We start from the raw sequence: 16,995 nt of genomic DNA on the forward strand, positions 1-16,995 counted from the left end.
GCTTGTCTTCTCCGTAAGCAGGGGTGGCCGGGGACGGTCAGAGACGCTCGATGACGGTGGCGACGCCCATGCCGCCGCCGACGCAGAGGGTGGCGAGGCCGTAACGCAGGTCCCGGCGCTCCAGTTCGTCGACGAGCGTGCCGAGGATCATGGCGCCGGTCGCCCCGAGGGGGTGTCCGAGCGCGATGGCGCCGCCGTTGACGTTGACCTTGTCGAGGGAGAGGCCCATGTCCCTCACGAAGCGCAGGACCACTCCAGCGAACGCCTCGTTGATCTCCACGAGGTCGATGTCGTCGATGGTGAGTCCCGCCTTGGCCAGCGCTTTGCGGGTCGCGGGCGCCGGGCCGGTGAGCATGATGGTCGGCTCGGAGCCCGAGACGGCGGCGGACACGATCCGGGCGCGCGGGGTGAGGCCGTAGCGTTCGCCCACTTCCTCGGAGCCGATCGCGACGAGGGCGGCGCCGTCCACGATGCCCGAGGAGTTGCCCGCGTGGTGGACGTGGTCGATCTTCTCGACCCAATGGTACTTCTGCAGGGCCACGGCGTCGAAGCCGCCCATCTCGCCGATCGTGGCGAACGACGGCTTGAGGGAGGCCAGGGAGTCGGCGGTGGTGCCGGGCCGCATGTGCTCGTCGCGGTCGAGGACGAGGAGGCCGTTGCGGTCCCTGACGGGGACGACGGAGCGGGCGAAGCGCTCCTCCTTCCACGCCGTCGCGGCACGCTCCTGGGACAGGGCGGCGTACTCGTCGACGTCCCGGCGTGAGAAGCCCTCGACGGTGGCGATGAGGTCGGCGCCGATGCCCTGCGGGGCGAAGCCGGTCTCGAAGCTGGTCATCGGGTCCATGGCCCAGGCGCCGCCGTCGGAGCCCATCGGAACGCGGGACATCGACTCGACGCCGCCGGCCAGGACGAGGTCCTCCCAGCCGGAACGGACCTTCGCGGCGGCCAGGTTGACGGCTTCCAGGCCGGAGGCACAGAAGCGGTTCTCCTGCACGCCGGCGACGGAGTCCGGGAGTCCGGCCGCGACGGCGGCGATACGGGCGATGTCGGAACCCTGGTCGCCGAGCGGGCTGACCACGCCGAGGACGATGTCGTCGATGGCGGCCGGGTCGAGATCCGGGAAGCGGGCCCGGATCTCGTGGATGAGGCCGACGACGAGGTCGATCGGCTTGGTGCCGTGCAGGGCTCCGTCGGCCTTGCCACGGCCGCGCGGGGTGCGGATCGCGTCGTAGAGGAACGCTTCGGTACTCAAGACAACTGCCTTTCGGGGTGGGGGCGGCGCAACAGGGAGGTCAGGCGAGCAGCGAGCGGCCGATGATCTCTTTCATGATCTCGGTCGTGCCGCCGTAGATGGTCTGGATACGGCCGTCGGTGAAGGCTTTGGCAACCCGGTACTCCGTCATGTATCCGTATCCGCCGTGCAGTTGGAGACAGCGGTCCGCGACGCGCTTCTGCAGTTCGGTGGCCCACCACTTGGCCATCGAGGCGTGCACGGCGTCGAGTGTGCCGTCCGAGTGATCAACGATGCACCGGTCGAGGAAGGTTCGGGTGACGGCACATTCGGTTGCCATCTCGGCGATCTCGAACCGGATGTGCTGGAGCGCGGAGAGCGGGCGGCCGAAGGCTTCGCGCTCCTTGACGTACCGGGTGGTGATCTCCAGGAGGTGCTCGGCGGCGGCGATGCCCGCGACCGCTATGCCGATCCGTTCCTGGGCCAGGTTGGTCATGAGGTGGACGAAGGCGCCGTCGCGCTCCCCCAGGAGGTTCTCCTTGGGCACCCGTACGTCGTCGAAGAACAGCTCGGCGGTGTCCTGTGACTTCTGGCCGATCTTGTCGAGGTTGCGGCCCCGCTCGAAACCCTCGGCGCCGCGCTCGACGACCAGCAGTGACAGACCCTTCGCACCGCCCTGCGGTGCGGTCCTCGCGACGACGATCACCAGGTCGGCGAGGATGCCGTTGGAGATGAAGGTCTTCGAGCCGTTGAGGAGCCAGTGGTCGCCCTTGTCCTCGGCGGTGGTGCGGATGCCCTGGAGGTCCGAGCCCGCGCCGGGCTCGGTCATGGCGATGGCCGTGATCGTCCTCCCGCTGCAGAAGCCGGGCAGCCAGCGCCGCTTCTGCTCCTCGGTGCCCAGGCCCGTGAGGTAGGGGCCGATGATGTCGTTGTGCAGACCGAGCGCGAGCCCGGAGGCGCCGGCCCGGGTGAACTCCTCGGCCAGGACTGCGCTGTATCGGAAGTCGTCGTTGCCTCCGCCGCCGTACTCCTCGGGCACGGCGAGGCCGAGCAGCCCCTGCTGTCCGGCCGCGAGCCAGGCCCCGCGCGAGACGATGCCGTCCTGCTCCCACTGCTCGTAGTGCGGGAGGACCTCCTTGGCCAGGAAGGTACGGACGGTCTCGCGGAACGCGTCGTGTTCCTCGGTGAAGATCTGCCGCTGCACTTCAGGCCTCCTGGGGTCGGATCCGGACGGTGGAGCCGGCGCTGCGCACGGCACGGCCGCGGCCCGCCGCGCGGGGCGGTGGCGAGGTGGGTTCCATCAGCCGGTGGCCCCCTTCCTCCACAGGCCCGGCACGCCCCAGTCCGCGGCGACGGACTCGGCGTCCGCCCCGGGCAGGGCGGGGCCGGTGCGTACGGAGACCGGGGTGGCCGAGAATCTGGGCGCGGGGGCCGGCTGGGTGAGGCCGCCGTGCTCCACGTAGGTGGCACGGGCGGCGAGGTGCGGGTGGTGCGGCGCCTCGCGGAGCGAGAGGACGGGCGCCACACAGGCGTCCGTCCCTTCGAAGACCTCGGTCCACTCGGCGCGGGTACGTTCCGCGAACCGCTCGGCGACGACGGTGCGCAGCTCCTCCCAGCGACCGGGGTCGTTGCGGTCCGGGGCGCGGTCCCGGATGCCGAGCAGCGCGGCGAACTCCTCGTAGAAGGGCTCCTCGAGCGCTCCGACCGCCATGTACCGGCCGTCGGAGGTCTCGTAGGTGCCGTAGAAGGGGCAACCGCCGTCCAGGAGGTTGGAGCCGCGCCGGTCCTGCCAGGCGCCGGCCGCCATCATGCCGTGGATCATCGTCGCGAGGTGGGCGGCGCCGTCGACGATGGCCGCGTCCACCACCTGGCCGGCGCCACCGGGCGTACGGGCGTGCTGCAGGGCGGCGAGCACGCCGACGACGAGGTAGAGGGAGCCGCCCGCGTAGTCGCCGACCAGATTGGCAGGGACGGTGGGCGGCTCGTCGGCCTTGCCGATCATGGAGAGCGTGCCGGTGAGGGCGATGTACGAGATGTCGTGGCCCGCCCGCGGGGCCAGTGGCCCTTCCTGGCCCCAACCGGTCATCCGCCCGTAGACGAGGCGCGGATTGAGGTCCAGACAGACGTCCGGGCCCACGCCGAGACGTTCGGCGACACCGGGGCGGTTGCCCTCGATCAGGACGTCGGCGCGTTCGACGAGGTCCAGCACCTGCCGGACGCCGTCCTCGGCCTTGAGGTCGACGAGGACCGATCGCTTGTTGCGGTTGGTGAGGTCGCGGGCGGGATCGATGCCGAGCGGGGCGCCGCCCGGACGGTCGACGCGCACCACGTCCGCACCGAGATCCGCGAGGAGCATCGCGGCGAACGGCCCGGGGCCGATGCCCGCCAGTTCGACGACGCGCACCCCGGCCAGCGGGCCCTGCCCTGTCGTTGCCACCGAGCCCCCAAAAGGTATGACACAAATGATGTAACACCGACGATGCTAAGAACGCACCACGCTCCGCACAACCCTTTTGGCCGAGCAAGCGCTTAGCCCTTCCCCCGGATCCTCTCGCACCGGAGCCCGCCCGCGCGTACGACGCCACGAACCGCTCCGCTACCCTCTGCGTGCCACATCGGCGCCACTTCCCTCGGAGGCACTCGTGAACAGGCAGAACGGGGCGGAACGCCCTTACGACGTCGTCCTTTTCGGTGCCACCGGCTTTGTGGGGAAGCTCACCGCCGCCTACCTGGCCGAGCACGCACCGGACGGCTGCCGCTGGGCCCTGGCGGGCCGCAGCCGGAGCAAGCTGGAGCAGCTGCGCGGGCACCTCACCACGATCGACCCGCGCTGCGCGGACCTGCCGCTGCTGACGGCGGACGCGGGCGACCCCGGCGCGCTGCGCGAGCTCGCCGAGTCCGCCCACGTGGTGGCCTCGACGGTCGGTCCGTACGTCTGGTACGGCGAGAAGCTCGTCGCCGCCTGCGCGGAGGCGGGCACCGACTACGCCGACCTCACCGGCGAGGCGGAGTTCGTCGACCGGATGTACCTGGCCCACGACGCGCGCGCCCGGGAGACGGGGGCCCGCCTCGTGCACGCCTGCGGCTTCGACTCCGTGCCGCACGACCTCGGCGTCCTCTTCACCGTCCAGCAGCTCCCGCAGGACGTGCCGCTCACCGTGGACGGGTTCGTCCGCAGCAACGCCGTCTTCTCGGGCGGTACGTTCGCCTCCGCGCTCACCGCGATGGCCCGCGGCCCGCAGACGCTGCGGGCCGCGAGGGAACGCCGGCTGCACGAGCCCCGTCTCGTCGGCCGCCGGGTCCGGGTCCCGCAGGGCTCACCCCACTTCAGCAGGCGGACGGGTACCTGGGCGCTGCCCCTGCCGACCCTGGACCCGCGGATCGTGGAACGTTCGGCACGCGCGCTGGAGCGCTACGGCCCCGATTTCCGCTACCGGCACTTCGCCTCGGTGAAGCACCTGCCGGTGGCCCTCGGTGGTACGGCGGCCTTGGGGGCGCTGGCCGGGGCAGCCCAGGTCCCCGCCGTGCGCGACTGGCTGACGAGCCGCTACGAGCCGGGGTCCGGCCCCGACGCGCAGCGCAGGAGGCGCAGCTGGTTCACGGTCCGCTTCGTCGGGGAGGGCGGCGGGCGGCGGGTCTACACCGAGGTGTCCGGCGGCGACCCCGGCTACGACGAGACGGCGAAGATGCTCGCCGAGTCGGCGCTCGCCCTCGCGCTGGACGAGCTGCCGGCCACGTCGGGCCAGGTGACGACCGCCGCGGCGATGGGCGACGCGCTGCTGGGCCGGCTGCGGGCGGCCGGGCTGGGCTTCCGGGTCGCGGCAGTGCGCTGAGCCGGTCCCCTCGGCCCCCGGTACGTCGGTGCCGGGAGGCCGGGTCCGGCCCCGGGGTGCGTCGTACCGGGCGGTCAGAGCATCCAGGAGGCGAGGGTGACCATCATGGAGACGGTCCAGGCCGCTCCCGCGACCACGCCGAGGGTTACGCCCACGGCGACGCCACGCTGGGAGAGTCGTACGGTTCCGGCGCTCATTCGAGGTGCGTGCTGGTCGATCATGTGTACCAGCCTGCCCCTGAAGTTCGACAACCAACATCCGTTCATGTACTCAGACGGCAACAATCCGGCGCGTGCCCGAGAGCGGCCGGCCGCCCGGCGCGCGGGACCCGGTCAGGCGACCGCTTCCCGCAGCGCGGCCCGGCACAGTGCGTCGGCCCTGCGGGTGGTCTCCGGCTGACGGAACTCGCGGGCCAGCGCCAGGGTGTGGGCGCAGGCGTTGTCCAGCCCGGTGCGGTGGCCGACGGAGACGAACACGGGTTTGGTGGCGTCCTGCGTGCGCAGTGCCCGGCCCACCTCCTCGTCCCCGTCCAGGAGCGGGGAGAAGTCCCCGCGCGCGGGCCCCGGTTCCTCGTAACGGAAGGTGAAGGGGTTCTTCGCGACGCCGATGACCGGCAGGCCGGTGAGGACACCGAGGTGACTGGCCAGCCCGAACCTGCGCGGGTGCGCCCGTCCGTAGCCGTCGCAGACGACCAGGCCCGGGTCGACGGTCAGGGCCTCCAGCGCGGCGAGCACCGTCGGGATCTCCCGGAAGGCCAGCAACCCGGGGACGTAGGGAAAGGTGACCCGGCCCCGCGCGGTGGACTCGGCGACCACGTCGAGGGTCGCCGAGTCCAGGACGACGGCCGCCGCGACGACGACGTCGCGCTCGTCGTCGTAGGCCACGTCGACCCCGGTCACCCGGCCCGTGCCGGGCGGCGGCCCTGACTCGTCGAGCACCACGCGGGTGCGCAACGCGTCCTGGACGGCGCGCGCTTCGGTCTCGTCGGCGGGCGTCCGGAAAGTCGTCATGGTGCCGCCCATCCTACGGCCGTCCCGTAGCCTGGTGATCATGTTCATCCTCGAACTGACCTACACCGCACCGGTCGAACGCGTCGACGCGCTCCTCCCGGACCACGTGGCCTGGCTGGACACCCAGTACGAGGCCGGGGTGTTCATCGCCTCCGGGCGCAAGGAACCGCGTGACGGCGGTGTGATCCTGGCCGCCGGGGACGACCGCGCACGGATCGAGGCGGTCGCGGCGGGCGACCCCTTCGCCGTCCACGGCGTGTGCTCCTACCGGATCACGGAGTTCTACGCGACGAAGACGTCGCAGGCTCTCGCGCCGTACCGGCAGGAGCTGCCCGGATAGCCGCGTCACCGCATCCGCGCGACGCGCCCCTTCTCGCCGGAGGCCCAGCAACCTCCCCGCGGGGCGCAGTCCACGGAGTCGTAGGAGCCCGTGTCCACGGTGCGCCAGGTGCGCCCGCCGTCGCGGGTGAGATCCGTCCCGGTCGGGCCGACCGCCACGGCCGACGACCTGCTGTGCGGCAGCCAGGCCGCTCCGGAGCGGTAGGCGACGGGCGGCACGGAGGCGCGGCGCCAGCTGCGGCCCCCGTCGCCCGTCACGGCCGCGGCCTCCGGTGACGCCTGGTCCGCCCGGTAGTCGCCGCCGACCGCGATGCCGTGCGTACGGTCGCGGAAGGCGAGGCCGAAGACACCGCGCGCCGGATCCCCCGCGGGGATCGTGACCGCGGCCTCGGTCCAGGTCAGGCCGCGGTCGCCGGAGTGCAGCACCCGTGCGGTGGCCGCGCCGCCCGTGGCCAGCCATACGTCCTTGCCGCCGGAGCTGACGAGGCACTGGCCGCTCGCCGCGAATCCCGCCTCGCCGGGCCGGGCGGCGGGCATGCCGGCATCGGGCAGCACCCGCCAGTTCCGGCCGCCGTCCGCGGTCGACAGGATGCGGAACCGTCCGTCCACGGGGTCGCTCATCGCGAGCCCGTGGCGGCTGTCGAAGAAGGTCAGGCAGTCGTAGAAGGCCCGCGCGTCGGTGTTGCGGAAGGACTCGGTCCAGGTGGCCCCGCCGTCGTCGGTGCGAAAGACCCGGGACGCCTCGCCCTCGCCGATGGCCAGGGCCACCGCGCGGCGCTCGTCGAAGGCCTCGATGTCACGGAATTCGAGCTCCGCCGCACCGTCCGGGGACACGTCGCGCCAGTGCCGGCCCCCGTCGCCCGTCCGCAGCACCGTTCCCCGGGACCCGGCCACCCAGGCGGCACTGCGGCTGACGGCGGCGAGGCCGCGGAAGCGCGCGTCCGTGCCCGTGTCGGCGAGCGCCCATCCGGGCCCTCTCTGCTGCGCCCCCGCCGCGTCCCCGACCGTCCGCGCGGAGAGCGCGGACGGCACCGCTTGCACCGACGGCGCGGCCAGCACGGCGGTCACCGCGGCGCCGCACAGCCCCAGGGACATCAGTCGTCTCGTCTTCCCCATCGCCTTCATGGCGCTGGAAGCTAGCCGACGGGCCGACGGCCGTCCAGGGTGCGTCGGGCGAAACGGGGCAGGTGACGGGTGGACCGGGCGGTGACGCAGCTCACGCCGCCGGCCGGTGCACGGATCGAGGCGTTCCGTCGTCTACTCCAGTGCCGGGAACCGTTCTTACGAGGCGAGAGGGAGCAGGTCTTGTCCAGCGTCATCGAGCAGTCCGTGCAGGCCCGCATGGTCGCATCCGCTCCGCGGATGGAAACCCTGCCCGCCACCTTGCACTACGACCTCAGGGACCCTTTCGCGGTCCGCATGGCTTTCCCGGCACCGGCGACCCTCGAAGGCGCCGAGGTGTCCTGGGAGTTCTCCCGCGAGCTCCTGACGACGGGGATCGACGCGCCCGCGGGTCTCGGCGACGTCCGGGTGCGGCCGTTCGGGTACGACCGTACGGTCCTGGAGTTCCACGCCCTCGAGGGCATCGCCATGGTGCACGTCCGCACGGCGGAGCTGCGCCGCTTCCTGAAGCGGGCGCAGGAGCTGGTGCCGGCGGGGGACGAGCACCGCTTCCTGGACCTGGACCGCGGTCTGGGCGAGTTGCTGGGCGACGCCTCCTGACCGGGTGGCCCCGGAAAATCCCGTTGCGCAGCCACGGGGCCCGCTCGTAGCGTGAGCGGTGTCCCTGCTGTCGTCGTATCGGAGAAGGACGTTGCTCCACATCTGAGGTGTCCGTACCCGCGCCGCACGCCGTGCCGTCACATGGCCATCACGTGCGCGCCAACGGTGCCACCCAGTGTCCGAGCCGTCCTCCGTGTCATTCCGACGCAGCCGGGAGTCCCTTGTGCCTGCACCCACGACCCACATCACCTGTTCCTCCCTCTCGTTCTCCTGGCCCGACGGGAGCGAGGTCTTCCACGGCCTCCAGCTCGCCGTGGGCCCCGGACGGACCGGTCTCATCGGGCTCAACGGCTGCGGCAAGTCCACCCTGTTGCGGCTGATCGCCGGCGAACTCGCCCCGACCGGCGGCCGGATCTCCACGGCCGGCGACGTCGGCCACCTTCCGCAGAACCTCGCCCTGGACACCTCACTGCGGGTGGACGAGGCACTGGGCATCGCCCGGAAGCGGGAAGCGCTCGGCGCCATCGAAGCCGGCGACGTCCGGGAGGAGCACTTCGCCACGGTCGGTGACGACTGGGACGTGGACGAGCGTGCCCGCGTGACGCTGGACCGGCTGGGCCTGTCCGGTGTCGGTCTCGACCGGACCGTCGGCGAGATGTCGGGCGGCGAGTGCGTGCTGCTGCGGCTGGCCGCGCTCCTGCTGGCCCGCCCTGCGGTCCTGCTGCTGGACGAGCCGACCAACGATCTCGACCTGTACGCCCGCCGGCGGCTGTACGACGCCGTCGACGCCTGGCCGGGCGTGCTGGTCGTCGTCAGCCACGACCGGGAACTGCTGGAGCGGGTCGACCGGATCGCCGACCTCAGGGAAGGTGCCGTGACCTGGTACGGGGGCAGCCTCTCGGCGTACGAGGAGGCGCTCGCCGTGGAACAGGAGGCCGCCGGGCGGATGGTGCGTGTCGCGGAGGCGGACGTACGGCGCCAGAAGCGCGAGCTGGCCGACGCCCACGTCAAACTGGCCCGCCGCAAGCGGTACGGACAGAAGATGTGGGACACCAAGCGCGAGCCGAAGGCCGTCATGGGCCAGCGGAAGCAGACCGCGCAGGAGTCGGCCGGGAAGCACCGCATCATGCACACCGCACGCCTGGCGGACGCCGAGCAGCGGCTCGACGAGGCCGTCGACGCGGTGCGGGACGACGACGAGATCCGGATCGAACTGCCGCACACCCGGGTGCATCCGGGCAGCGGCGTCCTGACCCTGCGCGACCTCCGGCCGGCTCACGGGCCACGGCTGCGGGGCGAGTGGGACCTGCGGGGCCCGGAACGGATCGCGCTGACCGGCCGTAACGGCGCCGGGAAGACGACGCTGCTGCGCACGATCGCCGGCGAGCTGGCCCCGGTCTCCGGCGAGGCGGACGTGCACGTGCCGGTGGGATTCCTGCCGCAGCGCCTCGACGTCCTGGACGACGGCTCGTCCCTGGTGGAGAACGTGGCCCGCTTCGCGCCGGGGGTCACGGACAACCGGATCCGGGCCAGGCTGGCCCATTTCCTGTTCAAGGGGGCGCACGCGGACCGCCCTGCCGGGACGCTCTCGGGCGGGGAGCGCTTCCGGGCCACGCTGGCCGCGCTGCTGCTCGCCGAGCCGGCTCCGCGGCTGCTTATGCTGGACGAGCCGACGAACAGCCTGGATCTCTCCGGCGTGCACCGTCTCACGGAGGCACTGGAGGCGTACGAGGGGGCGCTGATCGTGGCGAGCCACGACATGCCCTTCCTCGAGTCGCTGGGAATCACCCGGTGGCTGGTGCTGGACGCCGGCGGAATCCATGACGCCACTCCCGGCGAATCGCCGCGAATCCGGGCCCAGGACGTGTGACTTCCTGCATCGCGGGCACCCGTGACCTGCACGAAGGACGACGGTTGCACGGGCCCTGCGAGGGTCCGGCTTGGCGATGCCCTTACCGCCGCCTTAACCTACGGTCACGTAACCTACGAAGCCGTAGGTAATTCTCCCGTCCCCAGGAGCCCCCGTGACGATCACCTCTCCCCACCTCGGCAGTCCGAAGGCGTGGACCGACGCCCACCTGCTGTACGCGCTGGAAGAGGTGGTGGAGAAGGAACTCAACCGCCACCTGAAGGTCGCCAAGGACTGGATGCCCCACGAGTACGTCCCCTTCTCCGACGGCCGGAACTTCCCCGGTATCTTCGAGGACGGCGAAGCCTGGGAGACGAGCCAGTCCAAGGTCACCGACATCGGCCGGATCGCCCTGGTCGTGAACCTGCTGACCGAGGACAACCTCCCCAGCTACCACCACGAGATCGCCTCGCTCTTCGGCCGTGACGGCGCCTGGGGCACCTGGGTGCACCGCTGGACCGCGGAGGAGGGCCGGCACGGCATCGTCATGCGCGACTACCTGCTCACCTCGCGCGCGGTGGACCCGGACAAGCTCGAGCAGTTCCGCATGGTGCACATGGCCGAAGGCTTCGAGTCCGACAACCGTCACTCGATGCTGCACTCCGTGGCGTACGTCGCCTTCCAGGAGCTGGCGACCCGCGTCTCGCACCGCAACACCGGCCACCAGTCGGGCGACCCGGTCTGCGACCGGATGCTGGCCCGGATCGCGACCGACGAGAACCTCCACATGGTCTTCTACCGCAACCTGCTGGGTGCGGCCTTCGAGCTCGCCCCGGACCTCACGATGCAGTCCGTGCGCGATGTCGTCGTCAACTTCCGGATGCCCGGCCACGGGATGCCCGGCTTCGAGCGGGCCGCCGCGCAGATGGCGATCGGCGAGATCTACAACATGCGCATCCACCATGACGACGTGCTCCAGCCCGTTCTCCGCTACCTGAAGGTCCTCGAGATCGACGGCCTCGGCCCCGAGGGCCTCAAGGCGCAGGAGGAGCTCGGGCTGTACATGAGCGGGCTGGACAGCGAGGCGTCGAAGTTCGACGCGAAGCTGGCGGCGCGCAAGGCCCGCATGACGGCCCGCGCCGCCCAGGGCTGACCGCACGGCCCGACGACGGTACGGCGTGCCCGGCCGTACCGTCGTCGGCTCCCTTTCGTGGCGGTTGTAGGGGACGAGGACGCCTCCTGGACTGACCCCCCGACATGGCGGAACGTACTCTGTGCCGGGTGAAGCCAGTGACGCGTCTTGTTCTTTTCGGTGGGCCCGTCGTCATAGCTGTTTCGATCTTGTTCAGCAATGGCGATTCCGAGCCGCCCACGCTCTCACCGCAGCCCTCCGTGTCCCCGAAGACCGCAGAGGCCACTGCGGACGGCGCCGCGGAGGCCGACGAGACCGACGCCCTGCCGCCCGGGCTCGCCGCTCCCCGGATGAAGGAGCTCGCGTCCGAGCTGGTGGCGAGCGCCGAGGCCTCCACCCTGGACTGGCGCAGCCAGTACGGGGCGATCGAGGACGTCGGTGACGGCAACGGCTACACCGCCGGGATCATCGGATTCTGCTCCGGTACGAACGACATGCTGCAACTGGTCGAGGCGTACACCGAGGAACGTCCGGACAACCCGCTCGCCCCGTTCCTCCCGGTGTTGCGCGAGGTGGACGGCACCGACTCGCACGAAGGGCTGGACCCCGGGTTCACCGCCGCCTGGCGCCAGGCGGCCGAGGACCCCGCCTTCCGCACGGCTCAGGACGCGACGAGGGACAGGCTGTACTTCGATCCCGCGGTGCGGCTGGCGAAGATGGACGGCCTCGGCACGCTCGGGCAGTTCATCTACTACGACGCGATGGTCCTGCACGGGCCGGGCATCGAGGAGAACGGCTTCTACGGCATCCGCGACGCCGCGATGGCCGAGGCGGACACGGCCGCGGAGGGCGGCGACGAGGAGACGTACCTCGACGTCTTCCTCGACGCGAGCCGGTCGGCGATCAAGGCCCGGAAGGTCCAGCGTGACACCACGCGTATCGACACGGCGCAGCGGGTGTTCCTCTCCGCGGGCAATCTGGAACTGAAGCCGCCGCTGGCGTGGCAGGTGTACGGCGAGGAGTTCCGCATCCCCTGACCACGGCGGGCCCGGTTCAGGCCCGGTCGCCCTGGCCTCTGCGCAGCCGCTCCCGCTCCTTCTCGGAGAGGCCGCCCCACACGCCGAAGCGTTCGTCGTGGGCGAGTGCGTACTCCAGGCAGGCCACCCGGCCCTCGCAGGCGTTGCACAGCTGCTTGGCCTCACGGGTGGAGCTTCCCGGCGCCGGGAAGAAGAACTCGGGGCCGGTCTGCGCGCACAACGCCGTCTCCTGCCAGGCCAGCGCGTCGTCGGTCATGGTGTTGATCGGCATGCGCCCACAGTGCACGGTGGCGATAAACAAGTGATCAACGCCGCGTCAATGCGCCTCGCTCCCCCGCGGCCCGTTGCGCGGACCGCGGGCCGGGCGCGGCCCCGTCCCGTCCCGCCGGACCGCTGCGCCGCCGCTCAGCCCTCCGGCATCGTGGGCTTGATCACCGCGAACGCCGCACCCGCCGGATCGGCGAAGGTGGCGATCCTGCCGACGTCCGGCACGTCCATGGCCGCCAGCGTGACCGAGCCGCCCAGACGCTCCACGTCGGCCACCGCCGTGTCGCAGTCCTCGACGGCGAAGTACGGCAGCCAGTGGGGCCCCGCGGGGGCCTGGCTCGGCACGCCGTCGATGGGGACGAGCCCGCCGAACCATGACATGTCACGCTCGGTGCCGGCGGGGCGGACCATCGTGTAGGAGCCACCGGGGTACGCCATGTCCTCGGTCTGCCATCCGAAGACGGTGTGGAAGAACGCGGCGGCGGCGGGGACGTCGGGTGTGTAGAGCTCGGACCAGATCAGTGCTCCCGGCTCCCTGATCACGTCGAGGCCGGTATTCGTACCCGGCTGCCAGACGCCGAAGTAGGCCCCGGCGTTGTCCGTGAAGCCGCCCATGCGCCCGTAGTCGAGGACGTCCATCGGGGGGAACGCCGCGGTGCCCCCGGCCTGCTCCACGGTCCTGGCGGTCGCGTCCGCGTCGGGGGTCTGGAAGTAGACCGACCAGGCGGGCTTGCCCTGGTCCTCCGGCACCGTCATGGCGCCCGCGACCGTCCTGCCGTTCAGCTGATACATCCCGTATCCGCCGGTCTCGGGTCCGCCGGGCACCAGCTCCCAGCCGAAGAGGCCGCGGTAGAAGGCCGTTGCCGCGTCGAGGTCGGGTGTGCCGAGGTCGACCCAGTTGGGTGCGCCGGTCACGAAAGCCGGATCGAGCATGGTGTGCTCCTTCAGCGATTCTCGCCGTCTCGCTCATTGGTTCGGACAGAGGGGTTCCCTCCCCGAGATCTCCCGCACCGAGTCTTGCACCGGGGACCGGCAACCGCAGTTCGCGCCGCGCCATGCGCACGGCGCATGGGACCATGGGACACGGCGGGGGCGGCCGGACGGTCCACGATCGTGGTGGGACAGCGGGGACAGAAGGACGTACATGACACAGGCCGCACCCACGGGCGCCGGCGCGCCCACGGGAAGAGCCATCCGGGAACTGCTCGACGACGCCAGGCGGCTCGCCGACGCGGCCGGCGCGGTCCTCGCCGACCACGCCCACGCCGTCGAGGCCGTGCACAGCACGCTCGCTCCACTCCTTGACTCCCTGGTCGGCCGGGAGCTGGCCGGGATCCCCGCCGGCCGGCTGGGCGACGTCACCGAGGGCCGGCTCCTGCTCGGCGCCCTCGAGCAGGCCGGTTACACGACGGTCGGCCGGGTCCACGCCGCCGGGCGCTACGAGCTCCGCCAGATCCCCGGCGTCGGGGCGCGGACGGCCGATCAGGCCCTGGCCGCCGCACGCCAGATCGCGCACGCGGTCCGGGACACCGTGGCCGTACGGCTGGACGTGCACGAGGCGGACGCGGCGGAAGGCGCCACGACCGCGCTGGTCGTCGCCCTGCACCGGCTCGCCGGGGCGGGCGACGACGCGCGCCGGGCCGCCACCGCCGCGCGGCGTCTCGCCGCGGAGCTGGAACCGCTGCTTGCCGCGGCCGTACCGGCGGCGAGCCGGCTGCGCCTGCTGCTCGCGGGGCGCGCGGCCCGTGCCCGGGCACGGGAGGCCGTCGCCTCCGTGCGGGCCGTGCTGGACGAGGCGGTGGCATGTGAACTGCCGTTGCTGTTCGGGCAGGTGTCGGTGGACCTGCTGCGGTCTCCGGCGTCGCCCGCCGAGGCCTGGGTGGACTTCGAGCTGCGGTCGGCGGAGTACTACGGTCTGCTCGCCGAGCTGTCCGGCACCGGACCCGGCCGGGACGCCGCCGAAGGTTTCCTGCCCGCCGGCATCGCGGACCGGGTACGGGGGCTGCGGCTCGACGACACGCGTCTGCGGGTCTCCCTGCGCGGCTACCAGTCCTTCGGCGCGCGCTTCGCACTCGCACAGAAGCGGGTGATCCTGGGAGACGAGATGGGGCTCGGCAAGACCGTGCAGGCCATCGCGGCACTGGCCCACCTCGCCGCACACGGCGAGTCGCACTTCCTGGTGGTCTGCCCGGCCAGCGTGCTGATCAACTGGAGGCGGGAGATCCGGGCCCGCTCCACGCTGCGGGCCGTGCCGGTGCACGGCGCCGAGCGGAGGGACGCGTTCGAGGAGTGGCGCGCGACCGGCGGGGTGGCCGTGGCCACCTTCGACGCGCTGCACGGCCTGCCGGACGGCCCGGGCTGCGGAATCCGGCCCGGCATGGTCGTCGTGGACGAGGCCCACTTCGTGAAGAACCCCGCGACCCGGCGGGCCCGTGCCGTGGCCGGCTGGACCGGCCACACCGAACGGGTGCTGTTCCTGACCGGCACCCCGATGGAGAACCGGGTCGAGGAGTTCCGGAGCCTGGTGCGTCAGCTGCGCCCGGAACTGGCCCCGGCCGTCACCGCCACGCACGGTGTCGCCGGTTCGCACGCCTTCCGCAGAGCCGTCGCCCCGGCCTATCTCCGTCGCAACCAGGACGACGTCCTCGCCGAACTCCCGGCGCTGGTACCGGCCGACGAGTGGCAGGAGTTCTCCGCCGCCGACCTCGAGGCGTACCGCGAGGCGGTCCACTCAGGGCACTTCATGCGGATGCGCCGTGCCGCGTACGCCCGCCCCGCGACGTCGGCGAAGCTGCACCGGCTGCGCGAGCTGGTCGCGGAGGCCGAGGCCGGCGGGCACAAGGTCGTGGTCTTCTCCTACTTCCGCGACGTGCTGCAGACCGTCCGCGACGCCCTGGGACACCAGGTGTTCGGTCCGGTCTCCGGGAGCGTTCCGGCGCCCCGCCGGCAGAAACTGGTCGACGCGTTCGGTGCGGCGGACGGACACGCCGTGCTGCTGGGCCAGACACAGGCCGGCGGTGTCGGGCTCAACATCCAGGCGGCCTCCGTGGTCATCCTGTGCGAGCCGCAGATCAAGCCCACGATGGAACGTCAGGCCGTCGCCAGGGTCCACCGCATGGGGCAGATACGGCCGGTCCGCGTCCACCGGCTGCTCGCGGCGGACAGTGTCGACCAGCGGATGCTGGACATCCTGGCGCGCAAGGACCGTCTCTTCGACGCGTACGCCCGGCGCAGCGACGTCGCCGAGGCGACGCCGGACGCGGTCGACGTGTCGGACGGGGCGCTGGCCCGGCGCATCGTCGAGGAGGAACAGCGGCGGCTGGCGGCCGAGGTCTGAGCGGCCGCCTCGAACCCGGCCCTCAGTGCGTGTGGGTGCTCGCCGCGCCCTCCACATGATGCGGCTCGTACCCGGGGACCGTGCCGTCGGGCTTGGCCACCAGCAGCAGTCCGGCCATGCCCATGTCGGAGTGGCTCTGGACGTGGCAGTGGTACATCCAGGCGCCCGCTCCCACGTGTTCGCCCGCGATGATCTGGAAGCCGAAGGAGTCGGCGGGGCCGCAGATCTTCGTGTCGACGACGCGGCTGGGATCCTCGGGGCCGGTGAGCATCCCGGTCCTGTTGTCCGCCCAGCGGTGCCCGTGGATGTGGAAGGTGTGGTAGTACTCGCCGTGCGTGATCATGACGACCTCGACCCGGTCGCCCACGGTGGCCTCGAAGTCGGGACTCTCGTCGGCGGCCTTGTTGTTGATCGTCATGTCGTTGAAGACGATGGTGATCGTACGGTCCGGCAGGACGTCCCCCTTGCGCCGGACGACGACGGGTCCGTACAGCCCCTTGCGGATGCCACCGGTGCCGTGATCCGTGCCGACGACGTGGTCGTGGTAGTGCCAGTAGCCGGCGCTGCCCGCCTGCCAGGTTCCGTCCTTGCGCCGGCCGGGGGCGTGCGTGCGCCAGGTGTACGTACGGGTGCCGCCCGGTTCGACGTGGCTCCGGTTCATGCGCGTGCCGTCGCTCGCTATGTCGTAGTCGACGCCGTGGACGTGGAGGCTGGCGTCGACGTCCGTGGTGTTCTCGAATTCGATGTGCAGGGTGTCGCCCTCGATGATCTCGATGAGCGGGCCGGGGATCGACGCCTTGCCCTTCTCCAGGCCGTACCCCATCTGACCGTCCGCCAGCTTCTCGGCGTACAGCTTGAGGTGCCGGACCTGGCCACCCGCCGGGGCGGTCCTGGCAGGGTTCTCCGCCGGGGTGGCCTGGACGGTGCCGAGCGACATCGATGTCACGCCGGTCGCCGCCGCCACCCCTCCACCCACGAGCATCCGCCGGTTGAAGGTCCTTCGGTCCATGTCGAACTCCCCAGTGCGAGACGGAAACTGACGCGCTGATCCCCGGAACGGCCCACACCGTAGCCGTGGATCCCTCGTTTATCCACACTCAGGACAAAGTTCGTTCGAATGCTGCCGTAGCTATTGGCGAGCCATGAAAAGGGGTCTAGCTTCGTGCGCTGTCGCAGTGACCACGAAGGCGCAGTGGCAGTGCATGGAGAGAAGTGCAGTGATCCAGGAAGTGAAGTGA

General features: G+C 71.7%; 16 protein-coding genes. 7 read left to right on the forward strand and 9 right to left on the reverse strand.

Features of this window, described 5'->3' with window-relative positions:
- Positions 1 to 37: 37 nt before the first annotated feature.
- The 3 genes from QFZ58_RS05940 to QFZ58_RS05950 form a co-directional block, all read right to left on the reverse strand.
- The gene (locus QFZ58_RS05940; protein WP_307123844.1) at positions 38 to 1,252 is read right to left on the reverse strand and encodes an acetyl-CoA C-acetyltransferase; all 1,215 of its coding nucleotides are present in this window, start codon (positions 1,250 to 1,252) and stop codon (positions 38 to 40) included.
- Between the two features lie 40 nt (positions 1,253 to 1,292).
- Positions 1,293 to 2,435 carry an acyl-CoA dehydrogenase family protein gene (locus tag QFZ58_RS05945; RefSeq protein WP_307123845.1) on the reverse strand — a complete coding sequence of 381 codons (1,143 nt, stop codon included), beginning with the start codon at positions 2,433 to 2,435 and terminating at the stop codon, positions 1,293 to 1,295.
- A 96-nt stretch (positions 2,436 to 2,531) separates the two neighbouring features.
- On the reverse strand, positions 2,532 to 3,668 hold the full coding sequence (locus QFZ58_RS05950) for a CaiB/BaiF CoA-transferase family protein (RefSeq protein ID WP_307123846.1): 1,137 nt from the start codon (positions 3,666 to 3,668) through the stop codon (positions 2,532 to 2,534).
- Between the two features lie 205 nt (positions 3,669 to 3,873).
- On the opposite strand from QFZ58_RS05950, the gene QFZ58_RS05955 reads away from it, so the two are divergent.
- A complete protein-coding gene (locus QFZ58_RS05955; RefSeq protein WP_307123847.1) occupies positions 3,874 to 5,064 on the forward strand; it encodes a trans-acting enoyl reductase family protein in 1,191 nt (396 codons plus the stop codon).
- 74 nt (positions 5,065 to 5,138) lie between these two features.
- Here the strand turns inward: QFZ58_RS05955 and mmpA are convergent, their stop codons facing one another.
- Positions 5,139 to 5,285 carry a morphogenic membrane protein MmpA gene (mmpA, locus tag QFZ58_RS05960; protein WP_307123848.1) on the reverse strand — a complete coding sequence of 49 codons (147 nt, stop codon included), beginning with the start codon at positions 5,283 to 5,285 and terminating at the stop codon, positions 5,139 to 5,141.
- Between the two features lie 111 nt (positions 5,286 to 5,396).
- Positions 5,397 to 6,074, reverse strand: coding sequence for an endonuclease V (locus tag QFZ58_RS05965; protein WP_307123849.1), 678 nt, complete (start codon positions 6,072 to 6,074; stop codon positions 5,397 to 5,399).
- A gap of 40 nt (positions 6,075 to 6,114) precedes the next feature.
- Here QFZ58_RS05965 and QFZ58_RS05970 point away from each other — a divergent pair, with 40 nt between their 5' ends.
- Positions 6,115 to 6,414, forward strand: coding sequence for a YciI family protein (locus tag QFZ58_RS05970; RefSeq protein WP_307123850.1), 300 nt, complete (start codon positions 6,115 to 6,117; stop codon positions 6,412 to 6,414).
- Positions 6,415 to 6,419: 5 nt separating this feature from the next.
- On the opposite strand, the gene QFZ58_RS05975 is transcribed toward QFZ58_RS05970, so the two are convergent.
- Positions 6,420 to 7,538, reverse strand: a complete 1,119-nt coding sequence (locus QFZ58_RS05975; protein WP_307123851.1) for an oxidoreductase — start codon at positions 7,536 to 7,538, stop codon at positions 6,420 to 6,422.
- A 180-nt stretch (positions 7,539 to 7,718) separates the two neighbouring features.
- Between QFZ58_RS05975 and QFZ58_RS05980 the strand changes: the two genes are divergently transcribed.
- The 4 genes from QFZ58_RS05980 to QFZ58_RS05995 all read left to right on the forward strand — a co-directional run bounded on the left by QFZ58_RS05980 (position 7,719) and on the right by QFZ58_RS05995 (position 12,153).
- Entirely contained in the window at positions 7,719 to 8,135 is a 417-nt protein-coding gene (locus QFZ58_RS05980; RefSeq protein WP_307123852.1) for an SsgA family sporulation/cell division regulator, read from the forward strand.
- Positions 8,136 to 8,358: 223 nt separating this feature from the next.
- On the forward strand, positions 8,359 to 10,005 hold the full coding sequence (locus QFZ58_RS05985) for an ABC-F family ATP-binding cassette domain-containing protein (RefSeq protein ID WP_307123853.1): 1,647 nt from the start codon (positions 8,359 to 8,361) through the stop codon (positions 10,003 to 10,005).
- A gap of 154 nt (positions 10,006 to 10,159) precedes the next feature.
- On the forward strand, positions 10,160 to 11,137 hold the full coding sequence (locus QFZ58_RS05990; RefSeq protein ID WP_307123854.1) for an acyl-ACP desaturase: 978 nt from the start codon (positions 10,160 to 10,162) through the stop codon (positions 11,135 to 11,137).
- A gap of 137 nt (positions 11,138 to 11,274) precedes the next feature.
- Positions 11,275 to 12,153, forward strand: a complete 879-nt coding sequence (locus QFZ58_RS05995; protein ID WP_373428651.1) for a chitosanase — start codon at positions 11,275 to 11,277, stop codon at positions 12,151 to 12,153.
- Between the two features lie 16 nt (positions 12,154 to 12,169).
- Here the strand turns inward: QFZ58_RS05995 and QFZ58_RS06000 are convergent, their stop codons facing one another.
- Both QFZ58_RS06000 and QFZ58_RS06005 read right to left on the reverse strand, forming a co-directional pair.
- Positions 12,170 to 12,424 carry a WhiB family transcriptional regulator gene (locus QFZ58_RS06000; RefSeq protein WP_307123856.1) on the reverse strand — a complete coding sequence of 85 codons (255 nt, stop codon included), beginning with the start codon at positions 12,422 to 12,424 and terminating at the stop codon, positions 12,170 to 12,172.
- Positions 12,425 to 12,558: 134 nt separating this feature from the next.
- Positions 12,559 to 13,353, reverse strand: coding sequence for a VOC family protein (locus QFZ58_RS06005; protein ID WP_307123857.1), 795 nt, complete (start codon positions 13,351 to 13,353; stop codon positions 12,559 to 12,561).
- A 211-nt stretch (positions 13,354 to 13,564) separates the two neighbouring features.
- Between QFZ58_RS06005 and QFZ58_RS06010 the strand changes: the two genes are divergently transcribed.
- Positions 13,565 to 15,757, forward strand: a complete 2,193-nt coding sequence (locus tag QFZ58_RS06010) for a DEAD/DEAH box helicase (protein ID WP_307123858.1) — start codon at positions 13,565 to 13,567, stop codon at positions 15,755 to 15,757.
- Positions 15,758 to 15,779: 22 nt separating this feature from the next.
- Here the strand turns inward: QFZ58_RS06010 and QFZ58_RS06015 are convergent, their stop codons facing one another.
- Positions 15,780 to 16,766, reverse strand: a complete 987-nt coding sequence (locus tag QFZ58_RS06015; RefSeq protein ID WP_307123859.1) for a multicopper oxidase domain-containing protein — start codon at positions 16,764 to 16,766, stop codon at positions 15,780 to 15,782.
- Between the last annotated feature and the right edge of the window lie 229 nt (positions 16,767 to 16,995).

Origin of the sequence: Streptomyces sp. B1I3 (assembly GCF_030816615.1) — a bacterium.
Classification (GTDB): Bacteria; Actinomycetota; Actinomycetes; order Streptomycetales; family Streptomycetaceae; genus Streptomyces.